The organism is Cellulomonas fimi ATCC 484 (genome assembly GCF_000212695.1).
Taxonomy (GTDB): domain Bacteria; phylum Actinomycetota; class Actinomycetes; order Actinomycetales; family Cellulomonadaceae; genus Cellulomonas; species Cellulomonas fimi.
Map to the genome: position 1 here is coordinate 2822451 of NC_015514.1, position 14928 is coordinate 2837378.

At 76.7% G+C, this 14928-nt stretch carries 8 protein-coding genes; 4 read left to right on the forward strand and 4 right to left on the reverse strand.

Annotated features, from left to right (window positions below):
* The first annotated feature begins 90 nt into the window (after positions 1–90).
* From recC to recD, 3 genes are read left to right on the forward strand one after another with little or no spacing between them, the layout of a single operon-like run.
* Positions 91–3498 carry an exodeoxyribonuclease V subunit gamma gene (gene recC, locus CELF_RS12815; RefSeq protein ID WP_232014240.1) on the forward strand — a complete coding sequence of 1136 codons (3408 nt, stop codon included), beginning with the start codon at positions 91–93 and terminating at the stop codon, positions 3496–3498.
* Complete coding sequence (locus CELF_RS12820; protein ID WP_013771690.1) at positions 3495–7145, forward strand: UvrD-helicase domain-containing protein; 3651 nt, start codon at positions 3495–3497, stop codon at positions 7143–7145. Before recC ends, CELF_RS12820 begins: the two co-directional genes overlap by 4 nt.
* A gap of 44 nt (positions 7146–7189) precedes the next feature.
* Positions 7190–9076, forward strand: a complete 1887-nt coding sequence (recD, locus tag CELF_RS12825) for an exodeoxyribonuclease V subunit alpha (protein ID WP_041554288.1) — start codon at positions 7190–7192, stop codon at positions 9074–9076.
* On the opposite strand, the gene CELF_RS12830 is transcribed toward recD, so the two are convergent.
* The 4 genes from CELF_RS12830 to CELF_RS19580 form a co-directional block, all read right to left on the reverse strand.
* On the reverse strand, positions 9059–9556 hold the full coding sequence (locus CELF_RS12830) for a GNAT family N-acetyltransferase (protein WP_013771692.1): 498 nt from the start codon (positions 9554–9556) through the stop codon (positions 9059–9061). The genes recD and CELF_RS12830 overlap by 18 nt on opposite strands.
* A 419-nt stretch (positions 9557–9975) precedes the next feature.
* Positions 9976–11424, reverse strand: coding sequence for a dicarboxylate/amino acid:cation symporter (locus tag CELF_RS12835; RefSeq protein WP_041553501.1), 1449 nt, complete (start codon positions 11422–11424; stop codon positions 9976–9978).
* 471 nt (positions 11425–11895) lie between these two features.
* On the reverse strand, positions 11896–12492 hold the full coding sequence (locus CELF_RS12840) for a GNAT family N-acetyltransferase (protein WP_013771694.1): 597 nt from the start codon (positions 12490–12492) through the stop codon (positions 11896–11898).
* A 101-nt stretch (positions 12493–12593) separates the two neighbouring features.
* Entirely contained in the window at positions 12594–13850 is a 1257-nt protein-coding gene (locus tag CELF_RS19580; RefSeq protein ID WP_157457162.1) for a matrixin family metalloprotease, read from the reverse strand.
* 147 nt (positions 13851–13997) lie between these two features.
* Here CELF_RS19580 and CELF_RS12850 point away from each other — a divergent pair, with 147 nt between their 5' ends.
* Positions 13998–14876 carry an alpha/beta fold hydrolase gene (locus tag CELF_RS12850; protein WP_013771696.1) on the forward strand — a complete coding sequence of 293 codons (879 nt, stop codon included), beginning with the start codon at positions 13998–14000 and terminating at the stop codon, positions 14874–14876.
* Positions 14877–14928 lie beyond the last annotated feature (52 nt).

Genomic DNA, 14928 nt, shown 5'->3' on the forward strand with positions numbered 1-14928 from the left:
AACCGTCCACAGCCCACGGCGCGCCCCGGCGCTCCCACGGCAAGCGCCGCTCTGCCGCGACCGTCGGGGCCGGCCGCTAGCGTGACGGCCGTGAGGGACACGACCGACGGCACCGACGCGGGGGCGATGCACGTCCACGTCGCGGAGCGGGCCGACGTCCTCGTGGAGGAGCTGGCACGCGTGCTCGCCGAGGCCCCCGCGGACCCCTTCACCCCCGACGTGGTGCTGGTGCCGACGCGCGGCGTCGAACGCTGGGTCGCGCAGCGGCTCTCGCACCGGCTCGGGCAGGCCGGTGGCGGCGACGGCGTCTGTGCGAACGTCCGGTTCTCCTCTCCCGCGCGGGCGGTCGCCGACGTCCTCGCCGCGGTGGTAGGTGCAGCGCCCGAGGACGACCCGTGGGCGCCGGAACAGCTCGCCTGGCACGTCCTCGGCGTTCTCGACGACCACGCCGACGACCCGCTCCTGGCGGCGCCCGTGCACCACCTGGGCGCGCGCGACGACGCGATGCGGCAGGGGCGGAGGTTCGGGCTCGCGCAGCATGTCGCGCACCTGCTCGCCGCGTACGACGTGCAGCGGCCGACGGTCGTGCGCGCGTGGGCCGACGGACGGGACGAGGACGGCGCAGGCGCCCCTCTCCCCGCCGACCTCGCGTGGCAGGCGCACCTGTGGCGGCTGGTGCGGGCACGGGCGGCCGTACCGTCGCCGGCCCAACGGATCGACGAGGCCGTCGCGATGCTCGCCTCCGCCCCGGACACGGTCTCGCTCCCCGCCCGGCTCTCGGTCCTGGGCGCGACGCGACTCCCGGACGCGCACGTGCGGGTGCTCGACGCCCTGGCTCGGCACCGCGACGTCCACCTCTGGCTGCCCCACCCGTCGCTGCGGCTGTGGGAGCGGGTCGGAGCAGCGTCGCCGCCAGCGGGTCGGCGACGTGACCTGCCACCGGTCGCCGAGCACCCGCTCCTGGCCTCGATGGCGGGCGACGCCGTCGAGCTGCAGATCCGGCTGCGAGCCGTCGACGCGCAGGTCATCCTGCACGCCGCAGCCGATCCGCCGGCGACGGCTCTCGGCCACCTCCAGCGCCGCCTCCGGGCAGACGCCGCACCGACCGAGGCGGCGGCGCAGCGACCGGTCGTCGACGTGGGCGACCGGTCCGTGCAGGTGCACGCGTGCCACGGCCGGTCACGGCAGGTCGAGGTGATGCGCGAGGCCGTGCTGGGTCTGCTCGCGGACGACCCGTCGCTCGAGCCGCGGGACGTGGTCGTGATGTGCCCGGACGTCGAGGCGTTCGCCCCGCTGGTCTCGGCGGCGTTCGGCGCGGGCAGCACCGGTGGGACGCAGTGGGAGCACCCGGGACGGTCGCTGCGCGTGCGGGTCGCTGACCGGGCGCCGGCGCGCGCCAACCCGCTGCTCGCGTTCATCTCGACGCTCCTGGATCTGGCCGCGTCGCGCGTGACGGCCTCGGCCGTGGTCGACCTCGCAGGGCTCGCGCCGGTGCGGCACCGGTTCCGCCTCGACGACGCCGACCTCGACCGCATCCGTGCGTGGGCGCTGGAGTCCGGGGTCCGCTGGGGTGAGGACGTCGCACGACGGGACCGCTTCCGGCTGGGCTCCGTCCCGCAGGGCACGTGGTCCGGGGCGCTGGACCGGTTGCTGCTGGGCGTCGCCATGGCGGAGGAGGACCAGCGGTACGTCGGCGCCGTGCTGCCGGTCGACGACGTGGGCAGCACCGACGTCGACCTCGTCGGCAGGCTCGCCGAGCTGCTGGACCGGCTCACCGCCGTCCTGCACGCGCTCGACGGGACCCGTCCGGCGACGGCGTGGCTGGACACCCTGACCGCCGCGCTCGACCTGCTGACCGATGTCGCGCCGGCCGACCGCTGGCAGCAGGTCGAGGCGCTCCGGGTCCTCGGGGAGGTCCGGACCTCGGCCGCGCAGCACGACAGGGACCTACGCCTGCCCGACGTCGTCGCGGTCCTCGAGCCTCACCTGCGCGGCCGGCCTACGCGCGCGGGCTTCCGCACGGGAGCGCTGACCGTGTGCTCGCTCGAGCCGATGCGTGCGGTGCCGCACCGCGTCGTCGTCCTGCTCGGCCTCGACGACGGCGCCTTCCCGCGTGGTCATGGTCGCGACGGGGACGACCTGCTCGCTCGGGAGCCGCTCGTCGGCGAACGGGACCGCCGTGCCGAGGACCGACGTCTCTTCCTGGACGCCGTCACGAGCGCCACCGACCACCTGCTGGTGGTGCACTCGGGCGCCGACGAGCGCACGGGCGCGACGAGGCCGGCCGCGGTGCCGGTCGGCGAGCTGCTCGACGCGCTGGACGACGCGGTCGTCTTTCCCGACGGGCTGCCGGCGCGTGAGCACGTCGTCGTCCATCACCCGCTGCAGACCGTGGACGAGCGCAACTTCGTCGGCGGCGCGCTCGGCCGGCCGGGGCCGTTCAGCTTCGACGCGCTCGACCTCGCCGCCGCACGCGCGGGCCGGGCCGTGCGGGCGGGTCGCCGACCGTTCCTGGTGGAGCCGTTGCCGCCCGTCGAGCCGCTGGACGACGTCGGCGACGTCGCCGACGTGCTCACGCACCCGGTCCGCGCGTTCGTCCGACGTCGGCTACGCGCGATGCCCCCCGGGGATGCGCCGCAGCTCGACGACCGCCTGCCGCTGCAGCTCGACGGGCTCGAGCGGTGGGAGATCGGCGACCGTCTCCTCGACGCGGCCCTGACCGGCGCGGACCTCACGACGGCGGTGGCGGCCGAGCGGCGCCGCGGCCACGTCCCGCCCGGATCGCTCGGGACGGCGACGCTGGACGACGTCGCCCGGTCGGTGGTGCCCGTGCTCGACGCGGTGCGCACGCTGCGCGTCCAGCCGGGCCGGACGCTCGACGTCGCGCTGACGCTGCCCGACGGCCGCCCCGTGACGGGAACCGTCGGCCCGTGTCACGGGGACACGCTGGTGCGCGCGGTGTACTCCCGGCTCGCGGCCAAGCACCGGCTGCGGGCGTGGGTGCTGCTCCTCGCCGCGGCCGTCGCCGAACCGGGCGCGCTCGCCCGTGCGGTCACGGTCGGTCGCGGACCGGGCGGTGGCGCGCGGATCGCGGAGCTGCAGGCACCGGCACCCGAGCTCGCTGCGTCGCTACTCGGCCAGCTCGCCGCCGTCGCGGACCAGGCCCTGTGCGAGCCGCTCCCGCTGCCGCTCGCCGCGAGCTGCGCGTACGGCTCGGCACGGTGGGACGGACAACCGGTGCACGACGCGCTGGCCGCCGCGCGCAAGGAGCTCGGGACGCTCGACGAGGCGCGCCGCGGCGCCGGCGGGTTCGACGTCGTCGAGCCCTCGCACGCGCTCGTCTGGGGCGAGGGGTTCTCGCTGGACACGATTGCCGGAACGGCGACCCCGGTCGACCTCGCCCGCTGGCCGGAGGACGTGACGCGCTTCGGTGCCCTGGCCCGCACGGTCTGGGACGCGCTGCTCGACCACGAGACGGTCGCGATGGTGGTCGCGTGAACACGGCCCCGCCGGGCGCCGTCCCCGTCTTCGACGTGTGCGGTCCCCTCCCGACGGGCACCGTCGTGCTGGAGGCGAGCGCCGGGACGGGCAAGACCACGACCATCGCGTCGCTGGCGGTCCGGTACGTCGCCGAGGGCGTCGCGACGCTGCCGGAGCTCATGCTCGTGACGTTCGGCCGCGCCGCGACCGCCGAGCTGCGCGACCGGGTGCGCGCACGGTTCGTCGAGGTCGACCGCGCCCTGCGGGAGGAGTCGGCGGCGGCGTCGCAGGACGACGTCGTCCGCCACCTGGCCGACGTGTCCCCGGCCGACCTCGCGGTGCGGCGCGCACGGCTCCGGCGAGCGATCGCCGACTTCGACGCCGCGACGATCACGACGACGCACGGCTTCTGCCAGCAGATGCTCGCCGTTCTCGGCACCGCGGGCGACGTCGACCGCGACGCGACCCTGATCCCGGACGTCGCCGACCTGGAGGCGGAGGTCGTCGACGACCTCTACCTGCGCAAGTACGCGACCTCGGACGCCGCGGTGCTCGACGTGGCGACCGCGCGCACGGTCGCGCGGGCCGCCGTGAGCGACCACGCCGCGACGCTGCGTCCCGACGACGCGGAGCCGGGCACCCCTGCCCAGCACCGGTACGGCCTGGCCCGGGCCGTCCGGGACGAGCTCGTGCGCCGCAAGCGCGCACGGCGGCTCGTGGACTACGACGACCTGCTCGTCCTGCTGCGCGACGCGCTCGCCCACCCTCGCACGGGCGCCGCCGCGGTGGACCGCGTCCGCGGGCGGTACCGCGTCGTGATGGTGGACGAGTTCCAGGACACCGACCCGGTGCAGTGGGACATCCTGCGGCTCGCCTTCCACGGCAGCCGCACGCTCGTGCTCATCGGCGACCCCAAGCAGGCCATCTACGCGTTCCGCGGCGCCGACGTCGCGACCTACCTGCGGGCCGCGCGCGAGGGCAGCGCCCAGACGCTCGGACGCAACTGGCGGACGGACGGCCCCGTGATCGACGGACTGACTCCGATCCTCGGCGGGGCGGCGCTCGGAGACCCGCGCATCGTCGTGCGGCCCGTGCAGGCGGCCCGGAGCCAACGGAGGCTCGTCGGTGCTCCCCCGGTCGTGCTGCGCCAGGTCGTGCGCGACGCGGTCGGGCCGACGACCGGGCGCCAGCCGGCGGTGGCCCGTGTCCGGGCGCTCGTCTACCAGGACGTCGCGGCCCAGGTGGTGCGGACCCTCGACGAGACGCAGCTCGTGGAGGCGCCCGGGACCCTGCGGCCGACCCGGCCGGCGGACGTCGCGGTGCTCGTGCGGACCAACGCCGAAGCGCTGGCCGTGCACGCCGCGCTCGTCGGCGCCGGTGTGCCCGCCGTGATCTCGGGGCTTGCGAGCGTGTTCGGCTCCCCGGCTGCCCAGGACTGGCTGACGCTGCTGACGGCTCTCGCACGGCTCGGTGACAGCCGCACCGCGGCGGCCGCCGCGATGACGCCGTTCGTCGGGTGGGACGCGCACCGGCTCGCGCTCGCCTCGGACGACGACCTCGACGCCCTGGCCGACCAGGTGCGCACGTGGGCGCACGTCCTCGAGGAGCGTGGCGTCGCGGCGCTGCTCGAGTCGACGGCCGCGACCGGTCTGCGCGAGCGTCTGCTGCGCGCCGCGCACGGTGAGCGGCATCTGACCGACCTCCGGCACGTCGGCGAGTCGCTGCACGCGGCGGCGCTCGACGGGGGGCTGGGGACCGCGGCACTTTCGGAGTGGCTGCGTGCCCGCATCGAGGAGGCCTCCGGGGACTACGCCGAGGAGCGCAGCCGCCGGCTGGAGACCGACGCGGCGGCGGTCCAGGTCATCACCGTGCACGCGAGCAAGGGGCTGCAGTTCCCCGTCGTCCTCGTGCCGTTCGCCTGGAACCGCTGGTCGCCGCCCAAGCCGGACGTGCTGCGCTTCCACGAGGACGACGAGAGGGTCCTGCACGTGGGAGGGCCCGGGAGCCCGGGCTACGAGGCGGCCCTCGCACGGCACGAGGCCGACGAGGCCGGCGAGGACCTGCGGCTCGCCTACGTCGCCCTGACCCGCGCACACTCGCACGTCGTCGTGTGGTGGGCGCCGAGTGCGAACTCCTCGACGTCCGCCCTGACCCGGCTGCTTCTGGGCGCGCGCGACGACGCGGGCACCGCTGCGGCCCGCGTGACTCTCCCGAGCGACGCGCAGGTGCGGGCCCGCCTGGCCGCGCTCGCGCAAGGCTCGAGCGGCACCCTCGTGCACGAGGTCGTCGACACCGCGCCCGGACCTGTCCGGTGGTCGCCCGCCGAACGGCCCGCTCCCCCGCTCGACGTCGCGGTCCTCGACCGCTCAGTCGACCTCGTGTGGCGTCGCACCTCCTACTCCGGCCTCACCGCCCACGCCCACGACTCGGGGGTGGGCGACGAGCCCGAGCAGCCCGGGACGCAGGACGAGCCCGACCACGACGAGCTTCTGCACGCCGGCACGCCGAGGCCACCCGCGGGGACCACGGCCCCGAGCGTGGGCGCGACGACGCCGGCGACCGTCGGGTCGGCGCCGACGGCAACTCTCCCGGCTCCCCCGACGTCCCCTACCCCCGCGGCGTCCCCGGTAGCCCCCGTATCCCCGGTGTCTCCGGGGTTGTCGGGGTCTTCGGGGTCGTCGGGGTCTTCGGGGTCTTCGGGGTCTTCGGGGTCTTCGGCGTCCCCCGCGTCCCCGGCGTCGGCGACTTCGCCGACGTCCCCCGCGGCTCCGGCCGACAAGGAGCACGCGCTGCGGGCCGTCGACTCGCCGATGGCCGATCTGCCGGGCGGCACCGCCTTCGGCACGCTGACGCACGCCGTGCTCGAGCACGTCGACACCCGGGCTCCCGACCTCCGCGCGGCACTCGTGGACGCGTGCGCGGCGACCGGCCTCGCGGCTCCCCTCGGGGTGGCGCCGGACGTCCTCGCCGACGCGCTGCTCCCCGCCCTGCGGACCCCGCTCGGGCCTCTCGCGAACGGGCTCGCGCTGGCGGACGTCGCGCCGGCCGACCGGCTCGCCGAGCTGGAGTTCGAGCTGCCCCTGGCCGGCGGGGACGGCGGCGGGATCGGCGGCGGCGGACGACCACCCGACGGCGCACGTGGCGGGGCGGCGAGCCTGCGCGACGTGGCGTCGGCGCTGCGACGGCACCTCGCCGCGGACGACCCGTTCGCCGGCTACGCGGACCGGATCGACCGCGACCTGGGGTCGGGCGACCTGCGCGGCTACCTCACCGGCAGCATCGACGCGGTGCTGCGCGTGCCCGCTGCGAGCGGTGGGTTCCGGTACCTCGTCGTCGACTACAAGACCAACCGGCTGGCGCCTCACGACGAGCACCTGACCGCCTGGCACTACCGCCCGGACGCGCTCGTGGACGCCATGGTCGCGTCCCACTACCCGCTGCAGCTCCTGCTCTACTCCGTCGCGCTGCACCGGTACCTGCGCTGGCGGCTCCCCGGGTACGCGCCGGAGCAGCACCTGGGCGGCGGGCTGTACCTGTTCGTCCGGGGCATGACCGGACCCGACGCACCGGTCGTCGGCGCCGAGCCGACCGGCGTCATGGCCTGGCGGCCACCGGCGGCGCTCGTCGTCGCGCTCTCGGACCTGCTGGCGGGAGGTGCCGGGTGACGGTCGACGCACCTGCCGGGGACGGGCGAGGCACCGATCCCCGCGTGCCGTGGCGTGTCGACGGGCTGCTCGCCCCGTTCGTCCGAGCGGGGGCGCTCGCGTCGGCGGACGTCCATGTGGCGCGTCGGCTCGGGGCGATCGCGCACGAGACCGACGAGCGGGTGCACCTCGCGGTCGCGCTCGCGGTGGCGGCCGTGCGGGCCGGGTCGGTCTGCGTCGAGCTCGCCGACGCTCCGGGTGCGGTCGCCGCGCTGCTCGACGGGGCCGATCCCCCGCGTGCCGCCGACCTGCCCTGGCCCGCGCTCGACGGTCCCGACGGCTGGGTGGCCGCCGTGCGCCGGAGCCCGCTGGTCGGCGACGGGCTCGACGGTGCCGACGACCGGCCGGTCCGGTGGGTGGACGGCCGCGTCTACCTCGACCGGTACTGGCGCGACGAGCTGTCGGTCCGCCGCGAGGTCGAGGCACGCCTCGCTCGCGGGGCACCGGCCGCACCCGGGGCCGCGGACGACCAGGCCGACATCGACGCGGCGGGCGGCGACGGGCCCGTCGACGGCAGCAACTGCAGCGACGGCGCGATCGACGACGTCGCACGCAGGCTGTTCCCCGCCGCGACCGACGACCGGCAGCGCGAGGCGCTGCGGACGGCGTCGACGTCGTTGCTGACGGTCCTGACGGGCGGCCCCGGCACGGGCAAGACCACGACGGTCGCGCGGCTCGTCGCCGCGCTGCAGGCGACCGCCGGACCGGGCCTGCGCGTCGCGCTCGCCGCGCCGACCGGAAAGGCCGCCTCCCGGCTCCAGGAGTCGGTCAACGCCCAGGTCGCGACCCTCGACGAGGATGACCGGGCGCGCGTCGGGACGCTCACGGCGACGACGCTGCACCGGCTGCTGGGGCCACGCCCGGGCAGCACGACCCGCTTCCGGCACGACCGGGACCGCCGCCTGCCGCACGACGTCGTCGTGGTCGACGAGTCCTCCATGGTGTCGTTGCCGCTCATGGCCCGGCTGGTGGAGGCGCTCCGGCCGGACGCCCGGCTCGTTCTCGTCGGTGACCCCGACCAGCTCGCCAGCGTCGAGGCGGGTGCCGTGCTGGGCGACCTCGTGGCGTCCCTGCACGGGCGCGCGGTGGTGCGGCTCACCCAGACCCACCGGTTCGGCGACGACCTTGCCGCACTCGCGGCGGCGGTCCGCGCGGGCGACGCCGACGCCACGCTGGCCCTCCTGAGGACGGGCGGTGCGCACGTCCGTCTCACGGCCACGGAGGTCGACGCGCCGGCGCCGGACGACCTGGTCGGCCTGCGCCACGACGTCGTCACCGCCGGTCGGGCGCTGGTCGCGGCCGCTCGTGCCGGCGACGCGGCCGCCGCGCTCGCGGCGCTCGGGCAGCACCGGCTGCTGCTCGCCCACCGGGAGGGCCCGGCCGGCGTGGCCCGCTGGGCGGCCCAGGCGGAGGCGTGGGTCGAGGCCGCCACGGACGCGCGCGACTCCCGGGAGCCGTGGCCGTTGGGGCTGCCTCTGCTCGTCACGGAGAACGACCCGTCGAGCGGGTTGTCCAACGGCGACACCGGGGTCGTGGTCCGGGACCTGGTCGGCACCGGGACCCGTGGGCCGGCGGCGCACGGACCGGCACCGGGCGATGCCGTCGTCGTGGCGTTCGGCGATCCCGATCGTCCGCACCTGGTGCGGCCGCACCGGCTCCCCGCCGTGCAGCCGGTGCACGCGATGACGGTGCACCGGGGGCAGGGCAGCCAGTTCACGCGCGTGACCGTCCTGCTGCCGCCCGCGACGTCGCCGCTGCTGACCCGCGAGCTGCTCTACACCGCCGTGACGCGCGCCCGCGAGTCCGTGCACGTGATCGGCTCGCCCGACGCCGTGCGGGCAGCCGTCGAGCGACCCGTCCGACGTGCGAGCGGCCTACGGCACCCGCTGTGAGGCGACGAGGTCCAGCCGGAAGTAGGCGCTGTGCGGGTCCGGCGCGTAGTCCGCGAACGGGCCGCAGGGCACGAACCCCGCGCGCACGTAGAGGCGGCGGGCCGCGGCGAAGTAGTCCTGCGTCCCCGTCTCCAGGTGCAGCGTCCGGTACCCGCGGGAGGCCGACTCGGCGACCGCCCGCGCGAGCAGCGTCGCGCCCACGCCGCGCCCCCGGGCCGGGACGGTGGTGCGCATGGACTTGAGCTCGCCGTCGGCCGGGGAGAGCTCCTTCACGGCGACGCACCCCAGGAGTGCCCCGCGCGCGTCGCGGGCGGTCCAGAACGTCACGGCAGGGTCGGTGAGGGAGGCGGGGTCGAGGGCGTGCACGGACTCGGGCGGCGACGTCGCGTACATGTCCGCGAGGTGCTCCTCGAGCAGCGCCCGCACGTCCGGGCGCAGCGGGTCGTCGGCGTCGACGACGACGGTCGTGGTGGTCGGCACGGCGGCAGCTCCTCCTGGTCGGGTGTCGCACCACCCGCCGGCAGAGCCCGTCGACCCGCATCGGGGTGGCAGGGCGATCCTGGCGCGCCGATGTGTCGGCGGTGTTGCGCGCGCGGCGCGACGGTGAGCCCCTGACGCGGAGCGCGCGGCCGGCCGGCACGACGACGCCCCGGTCACCGGCTCACGAGGAGCGGCGACCGGGGCGTCGGCGGCACGGTCGACCGGCCGGGCCTTCACCGCACGGGCGGCGAGGGGCGCCGGGGGCGCAGTCGACCGGCCGGGCCCGTCACCGCACCGGCGGCGAAGGGCACCGAGGGGCGCGGTCGGCCAGCCGGGCCCGTCACGCCGCGGGCGGCGCGGGGCGTCAGCCGGGCCGGGCACGCCGCGGGCGGCGCGGGGCGTCGGCCGGCAGACGCGCGTCAGGCCGTGCGGACCGGCTCCCGCTGTGCGGGCACGTCCCGCGACACCGCGTCCTGCTCGGCCCCGACGGCGGTCGTGTCGTCGGCCGCGGGCTCGTCGTCGGTGAACAGGTTCTCGGCGGACGCCGAGGCGTACCGGTCGAGGTCGAGGATGCCCTCGCGCTTGGCGACGACGGTCGGCACGAGCGCCTGGCCGGCGACGTTCACCGCGGTGCGGCCCATGTCGAGGATCGGGTCGATCGCGAGGAGCAGCCCGACGCCGGCGAGCGGCAGCCCGAGCGTCGACAGCGTGAGGGTCAGCATGACGACGGCACCGGTGAGGCCCGCGGTCGCGGCGGACCCGACGACGGACACGAACGCGATGAGCAGGTAGTCGGTGACGGACAGGTCGACGCCGAACAGCTGGGCGACGAAGATCGCGGAGATCGCCGGGTAGATCGAGGCGCAGCCGTCCATCTTGGTGGTCGCGGCGAGCGGCACGGCGAACGACGCGTACGAGCGCGGCACCCCGAGGTTCCGCTCGACGACCCGCTCGGTCACGGGCAGGGTGCCGACGGACGAGCGGGACACGAACGCGAGCTGGATCGCGGGCCAGGCGCCGCGGAAGAAGCTCGCGACCCCGAGGCCGTTGGTGCGCAGCACGATCGGGTAGACGACGAGCAGCACGACGGCCAGGCCGGTGTAGATCGCGACCGCGTACGTGCCGAGCGGAGCGAGCAGGTCCCAGCCGTAGGTCGCGACGGCCTTGCCGATGAGGCCGAGGGTGCCGAGCGGCGCGAGCCGGATGATCCACCACAGGACCTTCTGGACGACGGCGAGCGCGGACCGGTTGAAGGCGAGGAAGGGCTCGGCGGCTTTGCCGGTGCGCAGCGCGGCGATGCCGATGACGAGCGCGACGACGACGATCTGCAGGACGTTGAAGGAGATCGAGGTGGTCGCGGTGAACGAGCCGTCGTCGCCGGGCGTGACCTGCGTGCCGGCACCGAGGCCCAGCACGTTGCCGGGGATCAGACCGTTGAGGAAGTCGAGCCAGGAGCCGGTGGAGCTCGGCTCGCTGCCCCCCGCGGGGTCGAGCGTGGAGCGCGACCCCGGCTGGAAGACGAGGCCCAGGCCGATGCCGACGGCGACGGAGATCGCGGCGGTGATCGCGAACCACAGGAGCGTCTGGCCGGCGAGGCGTGCGGCGTTGGTGACCTGCCGCAGGTTCGCGATGGAGGTGACGATCGCGAGGAACACGAGCGGCGGGACGATTGCCTTGAGCAGGGTGACGAACGACGAGCCGATGGTGTCGAGCGTGGTGGTCAGCCAGTTCGGGGTGCCGTCGGCGGTGGGGCCCATCTGGAGGGCGACCCAGCCGAGGAGCACGCCGAGGGCGAGCCCCAGCAGGACCTGGACGGTGAACGAGGGGAAGCGCAGCCGGCGCTTCGGCTGCACGGCGGTGTCGGGCACGACGAGGCCTTTCGGAGGCGTGCGCAGGGGCACGTCACGACGAGGTCGGAGGGCGTCGGAACGACGCGGGTGCCGGCCGGGACGGCGCGGACGGGTGCGGGCGGCGCGGGACCGACCGGGTGCGGGGGCGGGCGTCGAGCCCGCGGGTCAGCGACCGGACGGGAGCCGACAGAGCGCGCTGGAGACCCGGTGCAGGTCGACGGCGCGGCGCTCGGTCAGGCACGTGCTCACAGGTGCGGGCTCCCGGGTCTCGGTGCGGCGGCCGTGGTCGGCGGCCATGGGTCGTAACGATGCGACCCGGGCGATTCTTCCGGCCGGGGCCCGGATCCGCACGATGAGTCGGACGTCACAGGCAAGCGCATCCCACCCGGAGCACGTCGGCTCTCCCGCGTCGCCGCCTCCGGCACGGCGGCGACGAGGAGGACGAGCGGGTGGACCGCGTCGTGCCCGGTCGCCCGGCCGCCCGGTCGGTCAGAGGTCGAGGCGGACCACCGCCCGGCGACCGGACCGGCGCACCTCGCGCATCCCCGCGGCCACGAACATGGCGACGGTCCCGGGATGCAGCTCGACCGGCAGCGCGGCGGTCGTCGTCATCGGGTACGCCTCGACGGCCCGCGCCCCCGCACGCCGGGCGACGTCGACCGCGGCCGCGGCGAGGGCCGTCGCCACGCCCTCGCGCCCGTACCCGGCCCGCGTGACGAAGCACGTCACCGCCCACACGCCGGGATCCTGGCGGTCCTCGTCGCGCCCCTCCCACGGCACGCGGGTACGCAGCAGCAGCCGGTCGTGGTCCCGTCGGGGCGCGACGGCGCACCAGCCGACGGGGTCGTCGTGCAGGTACCCGACGAGGCCGACGGCCGTGGCCGGCCCGCTGACGTCCGCGACCTGCGCGCGCAGCCGCGCCTCGAGCGCCTCGGCGCCGACCCCGGCCCACGTCTCCCGCGGTGCCATCCGGTACCGCTGGCACCAGCACCGCGCACCGTCGGCGCGCGACGCCAGCACGGTGCGCACGTCCTCCCAGCGGTCGGCGTCGGCCACGGCGACGCGCCACCCCACGGGTCCGGTCATGCGCGGGACCCTAGCGGCACGGTCCGACAGGCCGGCCGCTGCCTCGCGCACCGTCGCGGGTCCGGCGCGCCGACCGAGCACCGCCCGCGGACGGCCCCGGGTCAGAGCCAGGGCGCGCAGGCCCCCGCACCGGCGAGCGCGAGGCCCGTGAGGTCGCCCGCCTGGAGCTCGGTGACGCCCGGGTCGGAGCGCGGCGCCATGAGCTGCGTCGGGTCGTCGACGTGCGCGAGCCCGACGACGTGCGCGAGCTCGTGCACGACCACCGAGCGGGCGATCGCGGTGCCGTCGGGGGTCGCGAGGATCTCGGTGATCCCGGCCGCGTCGAGCGAGACCGACCCCGACACCGTGACGCGCGGGTGGTCGCCGACGACGGTCGTCACGGGCCCGCCGACGCCCGCGACCGAGCCCGCGAGCCGCGGGTCCTCGGTCTCGTCGGACCAGGTGACGAGCACCGGCGCCCAGCGCTCGCCGTACCGGTCGGGCTGGTAGGCGCTGCGGTCGTCCGACGGGCCCTCGTCGGTCTCGCCGTCGTCGACGAACACCAGGCCGGTCGCGGCGGACAGCCGCTGGACCGCCTCGTCGACGAGCGCCGCACCGCCCGCCGGGGCGCCGTCGGGACGCACGACGTAGTGGACGGGTCGGCACGGGTCGAACGAGACGGGCGCCGTCCCCCCGGGCTGCGTCTGGAGGAACGCGTGCGCACGGCTGACCTCGCGCAGCGGCGGCACGGGCGCGAGGCGTTCGGCGGCGAGATCGACACCGGCGGGCGGCAGCGCGTCCCCGTGCACCCCGAGCGTCACGGCACCGTCGCGCACCTCGAGACGTGCGCTCGTGACCCGACCCACGAGGTCCCGGGTCTCGTCGAGCGAGTGCGGGCCGAACGTCGCGACCAGCGCGGCGAGCACGGTCACGACGACGAGCCGCGTCAACCAGGGCCGGCGTCGCGGCGGCCACGCCGTCGGACGTCCGGGCGACCGGGACGCGCGCACGGCCCGGCCGGGGCTGCGCGTGGCCCGGGTGCGGTCCACCCACGCGTCGCTCAGCAGCGCGTTCGCGTCGTCCTCGGGGGGTCCTGACGCGCGCACCGCCGCCGCGGTCGCCGGGAGGTCGACCGCCGGGCGCCCGGCCGCGTGACCGTCGACGCCAGGGCGCGGGGCGGCCGGGTCGTCGACCACCGGCACCTCGCGGTGGGCCGGTCCGGCCGCGAGGTGGTCGGCGGTCGCGTCGCCGGCGGCGCCGTCGCTCGGCACCTCGTGCCGGCGCCGGTGCTCGTCCACGACCCACTGCGGCGTGCGGCCGGTCGGTGACGTCGGCAGGGTCGCGGGTCGCCCGGGCGTCACCGGCTCGTCTGGAGTCACGTCCGAGGGATCGGCAGGCGGGGCCTGCGTCTGAGGCGCCGCGCGACCGGATCCGCGTCGTCCACCCCGACGAGTTCCGGCGCGTGCGGGAGTCTGTGGTGGTGAGCGGGCGTCGTCGTCCGCGACCGCCGACCCGAGGAGCACGCCATGACCACCACCACGGAGACCCGCACCCTCGACGTCCCCGGTGCGACGCTCGCCTACGACGTGCACGGCCCCCTGCCGACCGCGGACGGCCGGCCGCCGGTGCTCGTCGTGGGTCAGCCCATGGAGGGCCCGTACTTCCACAAGCTCGCGTCGCTGCTGACCGGTCGCACCGCCGTCACGTACGACCCCCGCGGGCTCGGGCGCAGCACGCGGCACGACGGCGGGACGACGAACGACCCCGTCGTGCAGGCGGAGGACCTGCACGCGCTCGTCGGGGCGCTCGGCGCGGGGCCCGTCGACCTGTTCGGCTCGAGCGGCGGCGCGATCACGGGTCTCGCGCTCGTCACCGCGCACCCCGAGGACGTCCGCACGCTCGTCGCGCACGAGCCGCCGCTGCTCACGGTCCTGCCCGACGCCGAGGCGGCCGCCGCCGCGGGTCGCCGCGTCGACGAGGCGTACCAGCGGCACGGCTGGGGCACGGGCATGGCGACGTTCATCGCCCTCGCGTCGTGGAAGGGCGAGATCACGGACGACGTCGTCCGCGAGCCCGTCGACCCGGCGCAGTTCGGCTTCCCCAGCGACGACGACGGCCGCCGCGACGACGCGCTCCTGTCCGGCGTGTCCGCACCCGTCACGGCGTACCGCCCGGACGTCGACGCCCTCGCGGCCGCACCGACGCGGATCGTGCTGGCCGTCGGGGAGGAGAGCCGCGACCTGCTGACCTGGCGCGCGCCCGAGGCGCTCGCGGCACGGCTCGGCCTCGAGCTCACCGTGTTCCCCGGCGACCACGGCGGCTTCCTGGACCCGGCGAACGGGTACGGCGGCGTACCGGAGGCGTTCGCGGCGCGTCTGCTGGAGGTGCTCGCCGACGGCGCATGACGTCGCGTCCCGCGCGCTGGTCGGGCGTGCCGGGGGCGGGTCGACGCGGGAC